Consider the following 16971-nt stretch of genomic DNA (forward strand, 5'->3'; position numbering starts at 1 on the left):
CCGACATCCCTCGAAGGAGAAGCGCGTAATGCCACCCAAACGTCGTACCGGCGGACCGTCCTCCCCTCAGAACCGTCGGCCGAAGATCGCTGGAAGCGCTCGTTCGCTCAACGTCCCCGCGGGGACGTCCGACTCGGACCCGGTCGAGCCCACGATCGAACAGCCGGAAGAAGAGACACAGGAGGCTGTGAAGCCGGAGGCTGTGAAGCCGGAGGTTGCGAAGCCGAAGGTTGCGAAGCCGACGCTCACGAAGGCCGAGTCCGGAGACATCGAGCCGTCGAAGACGGAAACCGACGCGCCGGAATCCACACCAGGCCCCGATCTGACCAAACCGGCGAAAACCGTCGCAGACGAGCCCAAGGCCCCTGCTACCCCGGAGACGGGCGCGGGGGAGTCGGCGACAACACCTACACAATCCAAGGCCGGTTGGCGCCTGGTCGCGATCCTGGGGGCCGCAGCGGTCATCGTCGCGATCCTCGCCGGCATCGCCTTCTTCAAAGTCGGCGCGAAGACGGACGACGTCGCCTGGGTGGACGAAGGCGCCACGGCTGAGGTTCTTCGTGTGACGCCGTCGGCGTTGGCTGCAGTCTTCACGTTCTCTCCCGACACGTTCGACGCCGATTTCGACAAGGGTGTCCAGGGCCTTAACCAGTCGATGCGCGATCAGCTGACCCAGTACAAGGACACGCAGAAGGCCGGCGTCGAACAAACTCAGACGGCAACGACCGCTGATGTCCCGCTGATCGGGATCACACGACTCGAGAAGGACCGGGCGCAGTTGCTCGCCCAACTGAACGTCAGCTCGACGCAGAACGGCGTGGCGGCAGACTCTCGCTCCGGAATGGTCATCGTGAGTCTGGAGAAGCAGGACGGAAACTGGCTGATCTCGGAGATTCGCGACCAGTAGCTCGGAGATTCGCGACCAGTACCAGCGCGAAGATCTGGACCGACGCACGATGTCGGTCCAGATTTTTCGTATGTGACGCCGTTGCTGGCTACACTTCCGGTGGCAGTGTTCGAATGCTCGTCACGAATGTTCGAATGCTGCGACACGCGCTCTCGCCCTTGACGGAGCGGTCCGCAAGGTCCACTCTGATCGGTGAACATGCACGGACGAGTGATCGGCAGTCTCACGTCAGTATCTGAATTCGACCCTCAGTTACACCCGACTCGACATTTCCAGAGTAAGGGTGTACTTTTGGACGTTGCGCTGGCTGCCTCCTGTCCACCCCTCGTCTCAACCGCTGCGAAGTCAAGTACTTCTTGCTTTCTGCGACGGGTTTCGTTCGGGTTGTAACCAGCGAAATTCGAAGCAGATACAGCGGCGGTCGCAACAGCACGGAGCGGCCCGCGTGAGGTGCTGGAAGGACGCATCTTGGCAGTCTCTAGCCAGACCAAGGCAGTTTCCGGAATCCCCGGAGCCCCGAAGAGGGTTTCGTTCGCGAAAGTTCGCGAACCCCTCGAAGTTCCCGGGCTTCTTGACGTACAGACAGATTCGTTCGAGTGGCTGATCGGCGCGCAGAGTTGGCGTGAACGAGCAGCGGCACTCGGCGACAATGCAGTGTCCGGTGGTCTCGAGGACATCCTCGCGGAGCTTTCTCCGATCGAGGATTTCAACGGCACTATGTCGCTGTCCTTCTCCGACCCTCGATTCGACGAGGTCAAGGCCTCGACGGACGAGTGCAAAGACAAGGACATGACCTACGCGGCGCCGTTGTTCGTCACCGCGGAGTTCATCAACAACAACACTGGTGAGATCAAGAGCCAGACGGTCTTCATGGGAGATTTCCCGATGATGACCGACAAGGGCACCTTCATCATCAACGGCACCGAGCGTGTGGTCGTCTCGCAGCTCGTGCGTTCCCCCGGTGTGTACTTCGACATGAGCGTCGACAAGAGCACCGAGAAGGATCTGCACAGCGTCAAGGTGATCCCGGGTCGCGGCGCATGGCTCGAGTTCGACGTCGACAAGCGCGACACCGTTGGTGTCCGTATCGACCGCAAGCGTCGTCAGCCTGTCACCGTCCTGCTCAAGGCACTCGGCTGGACCACCGAGCAGATCACGGAGCGCTTCGGCTTCTCCGAGATCCTCATGGCCACGCTGGAGAAGGACAACACCGCCGGCACCGATGAGGCGTTGCTCGACATCTACCGCAAGCTGCGTCCGGGCGAGCCCCCCACCAAGGAGAGCGCGCAGACCCTGCTGGAGAACCTGTTCTTCAAGGACAAGCGCTACGACCTCGCTCGCGTGGGTCGTTACAAGATCAACAAGAAGCTCGGCCTGAACGCGGGTCAGCCGATCGTTGCATCCACGCTCACCGAAGAAGACATCGTCGCCACCGTCGAGTACCTCGTGCGTCTGCACGCAGGTGACACCTCGATGACGGCTCCGGGCGGCGTCGAGGTTCCCGTCGAGGTCGACGACATCGACCACTTCGGCAACCGTCGTCTGCGTACCGTCGGCGAGCTCATCCAGAACCAGATCCGCGTGGGCCTGTCCCGCATGGAGCGTGTGGTTCGTGAGCGCATGACCACGCAGGACGTCGAGGCAATCACGCCTCAGACGCTGATCAACATCCGGCCCGTCGTCGCTGCGATCAGGGAGTTCTTCGGAACCTCCCAGCTGTCGCAGTTCATGGACCAGAACAACCCGCTGTCGGGGCTGACGCACAAGCGTCGTCTGTCCGCCCTCGGCCCGGGTGGTCTGTCCCGTGAGCGCGCCGGCCTCGAGGTTCGCGACGTTCACCCGTCGCACTACGGCCGCATGTGCCCGATCGAGACCCCGGAAGGCCCGAACATCGGCCTGATCGGTTCGCTGTCGGTCTACGCCCGCGTCAACCCGTTCGGTTTCATCGAGACCCCGTACCGTCGCGTCGTCGACGGACAGGTGACCGACGAGGTCGACTACCTGACCGCTGACGAAGAAGACCGCCACGTAGTCGCGCAGGCCAACTCGGCCATCGACCGCGAGGGTCGCTTCACCGACTCGAAGATTCTCGTCCGCCGTAAGGGTGGCGAGGTCGAGTTCGTCGCGTCCTCCGACATCGACTACATGGACGTTTCGCCGCGTCAGATGGTGTCCGTCGCAACCGCGATGATTCCGTTCCTCGAGCACGACGATGCAAACCGTGCCCTGATGGGCGCCAACATGCAGCGTCAGGCTGTCCCGCTGGTTCGCAGCGAGGCACCTCTCGTCGGAACCGGCATGGAGCTGCGTGCAGCTGTGGATGCCGGCGACGTCATCATCACCGAGAAGACCGGTGTCGTGGAGGAGATCTCCGCGGACTACGTCACGGTGATGGCTGACGACGGAAGCCGCAAGACGTACCGGATGCGCAAGTTCGCGCGTTCCAACCAGGGCACGTGCGCCAACCAGCGTCCGATCGTGGACGAGGGACAGCGTGTCGAGGCCGGCCAGGTTCTGGCCGACGGCCCTTGCACCGAGAACGGTGAGATGGCGCTGGGCAAGAACTTGCTCGTCGCGATCATGCCGTGGGAAGGCCACAACTACGAGGACGCGATCATTCTGTCGCAGCGTCTCGTGGAAGAGGACGTCCTGACCTCGATTCACATCGAGGAGCACGAGATCGATGCCCGCGACACCAAGCTCGGTGCCGAGGAAATCACTCGCGACATCCCGAACGTCTCCGACGAGGTCCTCGCCGACCTCGACGAGCGCGGCATCATCCGTATCGGTGCCGAGGTTCGTGACGGCGACGTGCTGGTCGGAAAGGTCACGCCGAAGGGCGAGACCGAGCTGACCCCCGAAGAGCGCCTCCTTCGCGCCATCTTCGGTGAGAAGGCTCGGGAGGTTCGTGACACGTCCCTCAAGGTTCCTCACGGTGAGACCGGCAAGGTCATCGGAATCCGCGTGTTCTCACGTGACGAAGACGACGATCTGCCTCCCGGTGTCAACGAGTTGGTCCGCGTCTACGTGGCACAGAAGCGCAAGATCCAGGACGGCGACAAGCTCGCCGGCCGCCACGGTAACAAGGGCGTCATCGGCAAGATCCTGCCGCAGGAAGACATGCCGTTCCTCTCGGACGGCACGCCTGTCGACATCATCTTGAACACGCACGGTGTCCCGCGTCGTATGAACATCGGTCAGGTCTTGGAGACCCACCTCGGGTGGATCGGCAAGACCGGCTGGAACATTCAGATCGCGTCCGACGGCACTCGTCCCGACTGGGCTGCGACCCTGCCGGAAGAGATGCTGTCCGCTCCGGCCGACTCGAACATCGCCACCCCGGTGTTCGACGGTGCGAAGGAAGACGAGCTCACCGGTCTCCTCGGCGCGACGCTGCCGAACCGTGACGGCGAGCAGATGGTCGGACCCGACGGAAAGGCCACCTTGTTCGACGGCCGCTCCGGCGAGCCGTTCCCGTACCCGGTCTCGGTCGGTTACATGTACATCATCAAGCTGCACCACTTGGTCGACGACAAGATCCACGCTCGTTCGACCGGTCCGTACTCGATGATCACGCAGCAGCCTCTCGGTGGTAAGGCCCAGTTCGGTGGCCAGCGCTTCGGTGAGATGGAGTGCTGGGCGATGCAGGCCTACGGCGCGGCATACACGCTGCAGGAACTGCTGACCATCAAGTCGGACGACGTGGTCGGTCGAGTCAAGGTGTACGAAGCCATCGTCAAGGGCGAGAACATCCCCGAACCCGGCATCCCCGAGTCGTTCAAGGTGCTCCTCAAGGAGCTCCAGTCGCTCTGCCTCAACGTGGAGGTGCTGTCCTCGGACGGCGCGGCCATCACGATGGCGGACGGCGACGACGAGGACTTGGAGCGGGCCGCAGCGAACCTGGGCATCAACCTGTCCAGGAACGAAGCTGCGACGGTCGACGACCTCGCGAACTAGGTTTCGGTCCCCGGGTTGCTCTTGAAAGAGCGGCCCGGGGGCGTAGTTCACATTTGAATTGGCAGTCAGGTTGCCGGGTGACCGGCAACCGTAACCCCAACGGGGAAAGGAAGTTACGTGCTCGACGTCAACTTCTTCGATGAACTCCGCATTGGCTTGGCCAGTGCAGAGGACATCCGCAATTGGTCCTACGGCGAGGTCAAGAAGCCGGAGACCATCAACTACCGCACGCTCAAGCCCGAGAAGGACGGCCTCTTCTGCGAGAAGATCTTCGGCCCCACCCGGGACTGGGAGTGCTACTGCGGTAAGTACAAGCGTGTCCGCTTCAAGGGCATCATCTGTGAGCGCTGTGGCGTCGAGGTCACTCGCGCCAAGGTTCGTCGTGAGCGTATGGGTCACATCGAACTGGCCGCACCGGTCACGCACATCTGGTACTTCAAGGGTGTTCCGAGCCGTCTCGGTTACCTGCTCGACCTGGCTCCGAAGGATCTCGAAAAGATCATCTACTTCGCTGCCTACGTCATCGTCGGCGTCGACGAGGAGCTCCGTCACAACGAGCTGTCCACCCTCGAAGCCGAGATGCAGGTCGAGAAGAAGACCGTCGCAGATCAGCGCGACGCCGATCTCGAGGCACGTGCGCAGAAGCTCGAAGCCGACATCGCCGAGCTCGAGGCAGAGGGCGCGAAGTCCGATGTCCGCCGCAAGGTCAAGGACGGCGGCGAGCGCGAAATGCGTCAGCTCCGTGACCGCGCGCAGCGTGAGCTGGATCGTCTCGACGAGATCTGGACCACCTTCACCAAGCTGAGCGTCAAGCAGCTCATCATCGACGAGCTCCTGTACCGCGAGCTGGTCGACCGTTACGGCGAGTACTTCACGGGTGCGATGGGCGCAGAGTCCATCCAGATCCTGATGCAGAACTTCGACCTCGACGCCGAGGCAGAGTCTCTCCGCGAGACCATCCGCAGCGGCAAGGGCCAGAAGAAGCTGCGTGCACTCAAGCGCCTCAAGGTGGTTGCGGCATTCCAGACCAACGGCAACTCGCCGATGGGCATGGTCCTCAACGCTGTTCCGGTGATCCCGCCGGAGCTTCGCCCGATGGTTCAGCTCGACGGTGGACGTTTCGCGACGTCCGACCTCAACGACCTGTACCGCCGCGTCATCAACCGCAACAACCGCCTCAAGCGACTGATCGACCTCGGTGCTCCCGAGATCATCGTCAACAACGAGAAGCGGATGCTGCAGGAGTCGGTCGACGCCCTGTTCGACAACGGTCGTCGTGGACGTCCGGTCACCGGACCGGGTAACCGCCCGCTGAAGTCCCTGAGCGATCTGCTCAAGGGCAAGCAGGGTCGTTTCCGTCAGAACCTGCTCGGTAAGCGCGTCGACTACTCGGGTCGTTCCGTGATCGTCGTCGGTCCTCAGCTCAAGCTGCACCAGTGTGGTCTGCCCAAGCTGATGGCTCTCGAGCTGTTCAAGCCGTTCGTGATGAAGCGTCTGGTCGATCTCAACCACGCGCAGAACATCAAGTCGGCCAAGCGCATGGTCGAGCGCAAGCGCGTCCAGGTGTGGGACGTCCTCGAAGAGGTCATCGCCGAGCACCCCGTGCTGCTCAACCGTGCACCTACGCTGCACCGTCTGGGTATCCAGGCATTCGAGCCGCAGCTCGTCGAGGGCAAGGCCATTCAGCTCCACCCGCTGGTGTGTGAGGCCTTCAACGCCGACTTCGACGGTGACCAGATGGCTGTTCACCTCCCGCTGTCGGCAGAGGCTCAGGCCGAGGCCCGCATCCTGATGCTGTCCTCGAACAACATCCTCTCGCCTGCTTCGGGTCGCCCGCTCGCCATGCCGCGTCTGGACATGGTCACGGGTCTGTTCCACCTGACCCGTCTCGACGAGGGTGTCACCGGTGAGCTCGTTGCTCCGACCAACGACGAGGCAGAGCAGGGCGTGTACTCCTCGCCCGCCGAGGCTCAGATGGCAGTCGACCGCGGTGCGCTCTCGGTTCAGGCTCAGATCAAGGTGCGTCTGACGCAGCAGCGTCCGCCGCGCGACCTCGAGAACGAACTGTTCCCCGAGGGCTGGAAATACGGTGACGGCTGGACCGCCACCACGACACTCGGCCGTGTGCTCTTCAACGAGCTGCTTCCGGCGGACTACCCGTTCGTCAACGAGCAGATGCCGAAGAAGCGCCAGGCGACGATCATCAACGATCTCGCCGAGCGGTACCCGATGATCGTGGTTGCTCAGACCGTCGACAAGCTCAAGGACGTCGGGTTCTACTGGGCCACCCGTTCGGGTGTCACGGTCTCGATTTCCGACGTGCTCGTGCCGCCGGAGAAGCCTGCCATCATCGAGGACTTCGAGGCTCAGGCCGACAAGATCGAGAAGCAGTACCAGCGTGGTGCTCTGGACAAGAAGGAGCGCAACAGCGCTCTGGTCACCATTTGGCAGGAAGCGACCGACAAGGTCGGCAAGGCCATGGAGGCTCACTTCCCCGACAGCAACCCGATCCCGATGATCGTGAAGTCCGGCGCAGCCGGCAACATGACTCAGGTTCGCTCGCTCGCCGGTATGAAGGGTCTGGTGACAAACCCGAAGGGTGAGTTCATCCCGCGTCCGATCAAGTCTTCCTTCAAGGAAGGCCTGACCGTTCTCGAGTACTTCATCAACACGCACGGTGCTCGTAAGGGTCTGGCCGATACCGCACTCCGCACCGCCGACTCGGGTTACCTGACCCGTCGTCTGGTGGACGTTTCGCAGGACGTCATCGTCCGCGAGGTCGACTGTGGAACAGAGCGCGGCATCGTCACCACGATCGCCGAGAAGCAGGCCGACGGCACGATGATCCGCGATGCTCACGTGGAGACCAGCACGTACGCCCGTACCTTGGCGGCCGATGCAGTCGACGCGAACGGCACCGTCATCGTCGAGCGTGGCCACGATCTCGGTGACCCCGCGATCGATGCTCTGCTCGAAGCCGGCATCACGACGGTCAAGGTCCGCTCGGTCCTGACCTGCACCACCGGCACCGGCGTTTGCGCCACTTGCTACGGCCGTTCGATGGCCACCGGCAAGCTGGTCGACATCGGTGAGGCTGTCGGTATCGTCGCCGCACAGTCGATCGGTGAGCCCGGTACCCAGCTGACCATGCGTACCTTCCACCAGGGCGGTGTCGCAGGAGATGACATCACCGGCGGTCTGCCGCGTGTCCAGGAGCTGTTCGAGGCACGTGTGCCCAAGGGCAAGGCTCCTATCGCGGACGTCACCGGTCGGGTACAGCTCGAAGACGGCGATCGTTTCTACAAGATCACCATCGTTCCGGACGACGGCGGCGAAGAGGTTGTCTACGACAAGCTCAGCAAGCGTCAGCGTCTGCGCGTCTTCAAGCATGCCGATGGTCGCGAAAGCCTCTTGGCTGACGGTGACCACGTCGAGGTCGGACAGCAGCTCATGGAAGGTGCTGCCGATCCCCACGAGGTCCTGCGAGTCATGGGTCCGCGTCAGGTTCAGATCCACTTGGTCAACGAGGTCCAGGAGGTGTACCGGAGCCAGGGTGTGTCGATCCACGACAAGCACATCGAGGTCATCGTGCGCCAGATGCTTCGTCGCGTGACGATCATCGATTCCGGTGCCACCGAGTTCCTGCCCGGTTCGCTCACCGAGCGCGCCGAGTTCGAGTCGGCAAACCGCCGCGTTGTCGCCGAGGGTGGCGAGCCCGCAGCCGGCCGTCCGGTGCTCATGGGTATCACGAAGGCGTCGCTCGCGACGGATTCGTGGCTGTCCGCGGCATCGTTCCAGGAGACCACTCGTGTCTTGACCGACGCGGCTATCAACTGCCGCTCGGACAAGCTGATCGGTCTGAAGGAAAATGTCATCATCGGTAAGCTGATCCCTGCCGGTACCGGTATCAACCGTTACCGCAACATCCAGGTTCAGCCCACCGAAGAGGCACGCGCCGCTGCTTACGCAGTGCCGTCGTACGACGACCAGTACTACAGCCCGGACGGCTTCGGCCAGAACACCGGTGCTGCAGTTCCGCTGGACGACTACGGCTTCAGCAACGACTACCGCTAGTCGGGTAGTCGCATGTGACGACTACCACTAAGCGTTAGTTCGTAGAAAATCCCCCCACCTCGAAAGAGGTGGGGGGATTTTTCATCTCGCTCGCTTCAGGAGTTGCTGCCGTTGAGGTCCGGGATGACGATCTCCTGGACAGCCCACTTGTTGCCGTCGGGGTCGGCGAAGTAGATGAATCTGCCCCAAGCCTGGTCGTCGATCGGGCTGATGTCGATGCCGCGGCTCTTGAACTCGCGCTCGGCCTCTTCGATGTCCTTGACCACTACCTGCATGCCGACGACGGAACCGGGCTCGGCGTCGGTGATTCCCTTGCCGATGCAGATCGAGCAGGCCGAACCGGGTGGGGTCAGCTGGACGAAGCGCAGGTCCTCGCTGACCGTGTGATCGTGGTCGGCGTTGAAGCCGAGGCGGACGTAGAAGTCCTTGGCGCGGTCGATGTCGGTGACGGGAATGGCGACCAGTTCGAGCTTGATGTCCATGACGTGCCCTTCATGTGATGGTGGATTCCGGCGACAGGTCCAGTGTTGCGGGGACTGCGGTCAGAAACGGTCCTCATTAGGCGTCCGGATGAAACTTTCCGAATTCCTTGTTGCTCCGAGAGTGCTTCTCTCACTGCTCGACCGATCCCGAACCAGGAGCGGATACCCCGACTCCGCAGCTCTGACGCATTCCGTCGAACGCGCCGCGCACGCCGACGCTCTCGGCTACCACCGGTTCTGGGTGGCCGAGCATCACGCGGTGCCCGGGATCGGGAGCGGGTCGCCGGCAGTGCTGCTTGCCGCGATCGGCGCGCATACGCGCGATATCAGACTCGGGAGCGGTGGGGTCATGCTGCCGAATCACCAACCGCTGATCGTCGCCGAGCAGTTCTTGATGCTCGAGGCGCTGTACCCGGGGCGAATCGATCTCGGCCTCGGCCGATCGCTGGGATTCACGGAACCTGTTCGTCAGGCACTACGACGCAGCAAGGATGCTCCGGACACGTTTGCGTCAGATCTCGATGAGGTGAGGCGCTATCTGGACGGATCCGCGGCAGTGACGGCACGGCCGGCGTCGGAGACCGGGGTGCCGATCTTCGTACTCGCGACGCGTACAGGTTTGAAAGTGGCAGCGCAACTGGGGCTTCCGGTGGTCGTGGGTGGGCCGATACTCGGAATCGGGAGCACCGACCGGGTGGAGGCTTTGGACGAGTACCGCCGAGCTTTCCGGGCCACCGACGCTCATCCCGAACCCTATGTGGTGGTTTCTCTCGAAGTGGCGGTTGCCGATACCACCGACGCGGCGCGTGAGTTGCTGATCCCGGAGGCATACGCGCTCGCAGAATCGTCACGGACGGGGGAGTTTCCGCCGCTCGCGTCGCTGGACGGGATCAGGCGCGCCCCGCGCAGTGATCGAAATGCCAGGCGTATCGAGTCGTTCATGGCGTCGGCGCTGCACGGCACACCTGTCGAGGTGAAACAACAGCTTCACGATCTCGCCGAGCGGACCGGTGCCGACGAAGTGCTGGCGTCGACGTCGACGTACGACCGTGACGCGCTTGCACTTTCGGACCGACTGCTACGTGAGGTGCTTTAGCGGTGTGGTCGATCTAACGAGGCACGTGAAACTCGAGCAGAGTGGCGACGGAGTCGTCGAGTTCGGTCCACGGCACCGGTACGGAGAGGACGGCGATCGCCGAAGTCGGGAACTTGTCGCGGATACGTTGGGCTGCTTCGGAGTTTTCGTTCGATGCGAGATCGAGTGCAGTCCAGGGAATTCCGGGTTCGTGTCCGACGATCAGGAGCGTCTTGACGTGGTCGGACGTGGTTCGCGCAGCTGCGATGACGTCTGCGGGTGAGCCGCCGTAGATGGACTTCTCGAATCCGGCGGGAGCTTCGATTCCCGTCGAGGCAAGGGTTTCGACGGTCCGCCGGGAGGTGGAGCACAGAACGGCGTCTACGGGCGGGACGTTTTCGCGGATCCATTCGCCGCCGATGCGGGCCTCGCGCAGGCCCCGTTCGGCGAGCGGACGCTCGTGATCACGGATGCCCTCGGGGTAGCTGGACTTGCCGTGTCGCATGAGGACGAGGGTGCGGTGGTCGGCCATGCGTTCACGGTATCCGCTTTGTGCCCGTCAGTCCGGTTACTCTGGATGGTCAGGACCTTGAAGGAGGTTTTCGATGGCCGGTAAGAAGCTCGATCGAACTAATGCCCGAACTGCACTCGAGGTGGTACGCGAAAGCCCCACCATCGCTTTCATCACCGTTGCCCCGGCAGTGGTCGTGTTCGGCGTGGTGTGGTGGCTCTTCGGTTTCTGGGCCGCGATTCTTCTTGCGCTGGTGTTCGGTGTCGCGGCTGTCGCGACCCAGAAACTGCGTTAGAGGGCGCTCACCTGCGCAACTGCGCGGAGCGCTTCGCCGACCAGGAACCAGACCGTGACGGTCTTGTCGTCGACGCGGCTGCGCAGGACGACGTCGTCGCTGGAGACGATGGGGGAGAGGTACTCGATCAGTGCTCGATGCGGAACTGTACGCAGTTCGGTGCGAGCGCTGAGGACCTCTTCGACTGCCTGCCAGTAGACGGCGTTGTTGACGTGGTCGAACGGGTCGATATCCGTGGCGCGCAGAGCGAACGGCGTGTCCAGAACACCCGCGTCGTCCGCCTCCGGTGCGTTCTCGGCGAGGACACGCTTCCACTTCAGGCGATGCTCGTCGGTGGATTCTTCCAACGGCCGCATGAAGTCGTCACTCATCCGCGTGGGCATGCCTGACTCGGCGCTGATGTTGATCCAGAAGCCTTCGGTTTCCATCAGCGCGCCGTTGCTGCCGTCGAAGCGCACGCGCATGTTCGCCCATCTCGTGGAGAAGCCGGAGCACCAGCGAGTCATCGTCAGCTCTTCCGGCCAGATCGCCGGGCGGACGACATCGACGACCGTACGACGCACTATCCAGAGCGGATGAGTGTCGATGGCGCCGGCGGCTTCGATGTTGTCGTTGCCGATGTCCTGCAGATAACGGGCGACGGCGTCGAGCCTGACCTGCTTGGCGACGTCGATGTCGCCGGTACGGACCGGGCGGGACTTGACGAAGATCGGTCCTCTGTCTGGCTGCGGCGCGAGCGTGAGATCTGGGTTCACGTGAGATTCCTGTTCGCTGGAGTGAGCCGATTCTGTCAGGCTTTTCAGCGAGTGGCGATTATCTGCTTTCCGCAGCCGGAACCGTCGACCATTCGTGCCACGGCGACGGCGGTGTCGGCAAGGGGATGAACGGAGTCGATCACCGGGGTGATGACACCTGCGTCGATCATTGCCGTCAGCACCTCCAGATCCTCGGCGTTCTCCGAAGACATCAAAGACCCGAGCTTCTGAGATACGAACGGAGACAAGCACAGTGCGCGGATTTGGCGATCGATTCCGCCGAGCCACCGTCCGCCGTTCTCGCCGCCCACGATCACGAGCCTTCCGGTGCGTGTGAGCGCCCGTCGAAGATCTCGCAGTCGGCGGTTGCCGCCGGTGTCGATGATGACGTCGTACCGATGCGATCCGTCGGTGGCGTCGTCGACGCGGTAGTCGAGAACCTCGTCGGCACCGAGGGAGCGGACGGTATCGGTTTTCGAGGTGCTGCATACGCCGGTGACGAGCGCGCCCATGGCTTTTGCCACCTGCACCGCGTAGATCCCGACGCCACCGGATGCACCGAGAACGAGGACGGATTGCCCCGCCTGCGCACGGCCGTGGTCGCGCACGGCTTGCAGCGCTGTGAGGGCGGAGACCGGCACCGCTGCTGCTTGTGCGAACGACAACCGGGCAGGTTTTGCGGCAATCTTCGTCTCGAGTGCGCACGCGTACTCCGCAAACGAACCGACCGCGATCCCGTATACCTCCTGGCCGACTGCCACGCGGGTCACCGAACAGCCGACGGCCTCGACTCGGCCGGACACGTCCAGTCCGCGGACCCGGTTCTCAGGTCTGCGCAGTCCAAATCCCGCGAGGCGCAACGGATATGGCAGTCCGGCCATGAGATGCCATGCCCCGCGGTCGACGGACGCGGCCTCGACGCGAATCAGCACTTCGTTGTCGGCGACAGTGGGGCGCGGAATGTGGTCGAGGTAGAGAACGTCGGCTTCGCCGTAGCGATCCTGTACGACGGCGGTCATCAGTTCCTGCGGCATGCGAGTCTCCGTTCGTCGAATGCTTACACCGTAAGTATTGCACTTACGGTGTAAGTTCTGTCAATGTGGAGAAGCGCACAAGATTGACCCGAGATCACGTTGTACGCGCTGCCGTGGCGCTTGCAGATTCCGTCGGAATCGATTCGATGACCATGCGGAAGCTGGGGACCGAACTTGGCGTCGAGGCGATGTCTCTGTACAACCATGTTTCGGACAAGGGGGATCTGCTCGACGGAATGGTCGACGCGGTCTTTGCGGAGATCGATCTTCCGACGCCGGGACTGCCGTGGCGAACGGAAGTTCACGCGCGAGCGGTATCGACTCGGGAGGTGCTGGGGAGGCACCCGTGGGCAACTCCGTTGATGGAGTCCCGAACGACGCCTGGTCCCGCGACCCTGCGCCACCACGACGCCGTCATCGGAACACTACGCGCTGCCGACTTTCCGGTCGCCTTTGCTGCGCATGCCTTTTCGATCATGGATGCGTACATCTACGGCTTCGTGCTGCAAGAGGTGAGCTTGCCGTTCGAAACGGCGCAGGAAACGACGGAACTGGCGAAGGCGATCATGGGCTCGTTCGAGAGCGGTCAGTATCCGCACCTGGCCGAGCTGACCACCGAGCACGTCCTAGCTCCGGGATACAGCTACGCCGCCGAATTCGCTTTCGGTCTTGATCTGATTCTCGACGGACTCGAACGTCTGCACATCGGGAGCGAACGATGATCTGACGTGAGTACCGGGTTAAAGTCGAGAAAACCGGGTTACCGGTCCAGACTTCAGATGTCCCGAAGAGGAGCTTTCTGTGCGCGCCATGGTGGTTACGGAACTGTCCGGTCCCGAAGGAATTGTCGCGCAGGAGGTTCCCGAGCCCGCAGCCGAAGGTCTTGTTCTCATCGATGTGAAGGCCAGTGGCGTCTGCTTTCCGGACCTACTCATCACCTACGGCAAGTATCAGATCCGCCCGGAACCGCCGTTCATTCCCGGCGCGGAGATCTCGGGCGTCGTGGTCTCCGCGCCGGAAGGGTCGGGTTTCGCTCCGGGCGATCGTGTTCTCGCGGCCGCGTATCTGGGCGGCTATGCAGAGCGGATTGCCGTCAACCCGGCGCAGGTACTCCGAATTCCGGACGGACTCGCCTTCGACGAGGCGGCCTCTCTGATCATCAACTATCAGACGATGGAGTTCGCGCTGGCTCGTCGCGCGAAGATCGTCGCGGGGGAGACGGTCGTCGTGCTCGGCGCTGCGGGCGGAGTCGGAACGGCAACCATCCAGCTGGCCAAGGCACACGGGGCTCGGGTGATTGCCGTAGTGCGACGCGAAGGCGTCGAGGACTTCTTGCGTGAGCTCGGTGCCGACGAGGTTGTCGCGCTGGCTCCGGGATGGGGAGAGCGGATTCGGGAACTGACCGACGGCGTCGGCGCTCAGATCGTGGTAGATCCGGTAGGCGGGGATGCGTTCGACGACGCGGTCCGGGTTCTGGCGCCGGAGGGGCGTCTTGTGGTTATCGGTTTTGCCGGCGGCGGCATTCCTCAGGTCAAGGTGAACCGGGTGCTGTTCCGCAACATCAGCATTGTCGGCGCGGCGTGGGGCGAGTTCACGCGCACCAATCCCGAAGCGGTAGCCGAGGTGCATGCATCGCTGGTAGAACACGTCCGGAACGGATTGCGTCCGCTGGTCAAGGCACGGTATCCGCTTGCCGACGCAGCAGTTGCCCTGGCTGATCTCGAAAGCGGCAAAGTTCTCGGAAAGGCCATCTTGCTGCAGGAATGATTCTTCGCAACGTGATGGTGCTCACCAAATAATAAGTTGCAACATGTTTTCATTTGGGCAATAGTTGCAACCGCACTACCATTTGCCAGGTGATCGCTTCCGATTCTGATGACCTGTATGGAGCACTCGACGAGTTGTTCACTCGCCTGATGAGCGCCGGTGATTCGGAGTCGATCGATGCGTTGATCGAACTGGATCTCTCGTTCTCTCAGGTGCGTGTGCTGTTCGTACTTGCACAACGTGATGCGGCGATCCCGATCAACGAGGTTGCCGACGAGCTTCGGCTCTCGGTGGCAGCTACGGGGCGGAACATCGATCAGCTTGTGAACATGGGTCTGGTCGATCGCCGTGAAGACGAGAGGGACCGACGCGTCAAGCGGGTTTCCTTGTCGGAGGCCGGTCGTAAGGTGACGACCAACCACATCGAGTGCAAGCGCGGCCAGCTTCGCGAATTCGCGTCGCGTGTTCCTGAGCCAGAGCGGATTCGTTTGTTCGAGGCTCTCAAGCCCATTCTCGCGGGTGACTATCTGCGAGCACTTAACCAGGAGACTTCGCGATGACATCGCCGAACGCGCCGGCACCGGCGTCCGACAAACTTGACGGGGCGGTCCTCAAGATCGCTTCCGTGGTGGTGCTCGGCGCCATCATGTCGATTCTCGACGTAACCGTGGTGAGCGTCGCGCTCACCACTTTTGCCGAGGACTTCGAAACTTCGTACGCCACCGTCGCGTGGACGATGACGGCCTACACGCTCGCCTTGGCGACGGTCATTCCGGTTACCGGTTGGGCTGCCGACCGTTTCGGCACCAAGCGCCTGTACATGACGGCCCTGGTGCTGTTCGTGCTCGGTTCGGTCGCTTGTGCGATGGCGTGGGACATCACCTCGCTCATCGGCTTCCGCGTGCTCCAGGGTCTCGGCGGCGGCATGTTGATGCCGCTCGGTATGACGATCATGACCCGGGCCGCCGGTCCGGACCGTGTCGGTCGTGTCATGGCAGTTCTCGGTATCCCGATGCTGCTCGGTCCTATCGGCGGCCCGATTCTCGGTGGTTGGCTGATCGAGGCCGCGAGCTGGCACTGGATCTTCCTGATCAACTTGCCGATCGGCATCATCGCTCTGGCTGCTGCGTTCATCATTCTGCCGTCCGACAAGGCGAAGCCTTCGGAGTCCTTCGACTTCCTCGGCATGATCCTGCTGTCGCCCGGCCTGGCGCTGTTCCTGTTCGGTGTGTCGTCCATCCCTGAGGTGGGAACCGTCGCGTCCGCTCGGGTTCTGGTGTCGGCCGGTATCGGTCTGGCACTGATCATCGCCTTCGTGTTCCACGCGCTCAACAAGGATCACCCGCTGATCGACCTGCACCTGTTCAAGAACCGTCAGTTGACCACCGCCGTCATCACGACGTCGCTGTTCATCGTCGCGTTCATGGGCGCCGGGTTGCTGTTCCCGAGCTACTTCATTCAGGTCGGCGGGCACACCACGCTCGCGGCCGGATTGTTGATGGCTCCACAGGGTCTGGGCGCTATGGTCACCATGCCGATCGCTGGTCGACTGGTCGACAAGATCGGCCCGGGCAAGATCGTCCTGACCGGTTTGCCGCTGATTCTCATCGGTTTGGGTGTGTTCACACAGGTTGCCTCGGATTCCCCGACGTGGCTGCTGATGGGCGCCTTGTTCGTCATGGGCCTCGGTATGGGTTGCACCATGATGCCGCTGATGACCGCAGCTATCGTGACGCTCTCCAACGAGCAGATCGCTCGCGGCTCCACTCTGATGAACATCGTTCAGCAGACCGCAGGTTCGATCGGTACCGCCGTGATGTCGGTGGTCTTGACCAACCAGCTTCTCGATCGTGGCCTCGATACGACGATGGTCGGTGCGGCGTCGCACATTCCGACCGAGCCGGGAAGTCCGCAGGAGTCTGCTGCGAATTCGATTCTCAGTGCGGCGTCGGACGCTTTCGGCAACACCTTCCTCGTTGCCACTGTGCTGATCGTCCTGACCCTCATCCCGGCGTTCTTCCTGCCGCGGAGCAAGACCACCAGGCCGGTGGCCGAGGGCGAGACGGCAACGCCGATCGTTATGCACTGACCGCTTTTCGGTAGATCGTTTGTCC

13 protein-coding genes are annotated in these 16971 nt (G+C 62.6%); 9 read left to right on the forward strand and 4 right to left on the reverse strand.

Annotated elements, in window-relative coordinates; genetic code table 11:
* Window positions 1–28: 28 nt before the first annotated feature.
* The 3 genes from FEZ59_RS24355 (at window position 29) to FEZ59_RS24365 (ending at window position 8938) form a co-directional block, all read left to right on the forward strand.
* Window positions 29–907: a hypothetical protein gene (locus FEZ59_RS24355; protein ID WP_021334065.1), complete on the forward strand. Its 879-nt coding sequence runs from the start codon at window positions 29–31 to the stop codon at window positions 905–907.
* Between the two features lie 450 nt (window positions 908–1357).
* On the forward strand, window positions 1358–4864 hold the full coding sequence (rpoB, locus tag FEZ59_RS24360; protein ID WP_019744305.1) for a DNA-directed RNA polymerase subunit beta: 3507 nt from the start codon (window positions 1358–1360) through the stop codon (window positions 4862–4864).
* A gap of 117 nt (window positions 4865–4981) precedes the next feature.
* Window positions 4982–8938, forward strand: coding sequence for a DNA-directed RNA polymerase subunit beta' (locus FEZ59_RS24365; RefSeq protein ID WP_019744304.1), 3957 nt, complete (start codon window positions 4982–4984; stop codon window positions 8936–8938).
* Between the two features lie 95 nt (window positions 8939–9033).
* Here FEZ59_RS24365 and FEZ59_RS24370 read toward each other — a convergent pair whose 3' ends face one another.
* The gene (locus tag FEZ59_RS24370) at window positions 9034–9420 is read right to left on the reverse strand and encodes a glyoxalase superfamily protein (RefSeq protein ID WP_172933313.1); all 387 of its coding nucleotides are present in this window, start codon (window positions 9418–9420) and stop codon (window positions 9034–9036) included.
* Window positions 9421–9508: 88 nt separating this feature from the next.
* Between FEZ59_RS24370 and FEZ59_RS24375 the strand changes: the two genes are divergently transcribed.
* Complete coding sequence (locus FEZ59_RS24375; RefSeq protein ID WP_172933314.1) at window positions 9509–10516, forward strand: LLM class flavin-dependent oxidoreductase; 1008 nt, start codon at window positions 9509–9511, stop codon at window positions 10514–10516.
* Between the two features lie 13 nt (window positions 10517–10529).
* On the opposite strand, the gene FEZ59_RS24380 is transcribed toward FEZ59_RS24375, so the two are convergent.
* The gene (locus FEZ59_RS24380) at window positions 10530–11027 is read right to left on the reverse strand and encodes a histidine phosphatase family protein (RefSeq protein ID WP_007728426.1); all 498 of its coding nucleotides are present in this window, start codon (window positions 11025–11027) and stop codon (window positions 10530–10532) included.
* Between the two features lie 73 nt (window positions 11028–11100).
* Between FEZ59_RS24380 and FEZ59_RS24385 the strand changes: the two genes are divergently transcribed.
* Window positions 11101–11301 (forward strand): hypothetical protein, encoded by a 201-nt coding sequence (locus FEZ59_RS24385; RefSeq protein ID WP_003941897.1) that lies wholly within the window; start codon window positions 11101–11103, stop codon window positions 11299–11301.
* Here FEZ59_RS24385 and FEZ59_RS24390 read toward each other — a convergent pair.
* Both FEZ59_RS24390 and FEZ59_RS24395 read right to left on the reverse strand, forming a co-directional pair.
* On the reverse strand, window positions 11298–12056 hold the full coding sequence (locus tag FEZ59_RS24390; RefSeq protein WP_020906825.1) for an acyl-ACP thioesterase domain-containing protein: 759 nt from the start codon (window positions 12054–12056) through the stop codon (window positions 11298–11300). The genes FEZ59_RS24385 and FEZ59_RS24390 overlap by 4 nt on opposite strands.
* Before the next feature lie 44 nt (window positions 12057–12100).
* Window positions 12101–13090, reverse strand: coding sequence for an NAD(P)-dependent alcohol dehydrogenase (locus tag FEZ59_RS24395; protein ID WP_172933315.1), 990 nt, complete (start codon window positions 13088–13090; stop codon window positions 12101–12103).
* Between the two features lie 65 nt (window positions 13091–13155).
* On the opposite strand from FEZ59_RS24395, the gene FEZ59_RS24400 reads away from it, so the two are divergent.
* From FEZ59_RS24400 to FEZ59_RS24415, 4 genes are all read left to right on the forward strand, one after another.
* Window positions 13156–13812, forward strand: a complete 657-nt coding sequence (locus FEZ59_RS24400; RefSeq protein ID WP_172933316.1) for a TetR/AcrR family transcriptional regulator C-terminal domain-containing protein — start codon at window positions 13156–13158, stop codon at window positions 13810–13812.
* Window positions 13813–13891: 79 nt separating this feature from the next.
* Window positions 13892–14857, forward strand: coding sequence for an NADPH:quinone oxidoreductase family protein (locus tag FEZ59_RS24405; RefSeq protein WP_019744299.1), 966 nt, complete (start codon window positions 13892–13894; stop codon window positions 14855–14857).
* An 89-nt stretch (window positions 14858–14946) separates the two neighbouring features.
* Entirely contained in the window at window positions 14947–15417 is a 471-nt protein-coding gene (locus FEZ59_RS24410; RefSeq protein WP_003941890.1) for a MarR family winged helix-turn-helix transcriptional regulator, read from the forward strand.
* A complete protein-coding gene (locus FEZ59_RS24415) occupies window positions 15414–16946 on the forward strand; it encodes a DHA2 family efflux MFS transporter permease subunit (RefSeq protein WP_003942006.1) in 1533 nt (510 codons plus the stop codon). The genes FEZ59_RS24410 and FEZ59_RS24415 overlap by 4 nt, the downstream gene beginning before the upstream one ends.
* Window positions 16947–16971: the final 25 nt, after the last annotated feature.

This window comes from Rhodococcus sp. MS13, assembly GCF_013277835.1.
GTDB classification, from domain to species: domain Bacteria; phylum Actinomycetota; class Actinomycetes; order Mycobacteriales; family Mycobacteriaceae; genus Rhodococcus_F; species Rhodococcus_F erythropolis.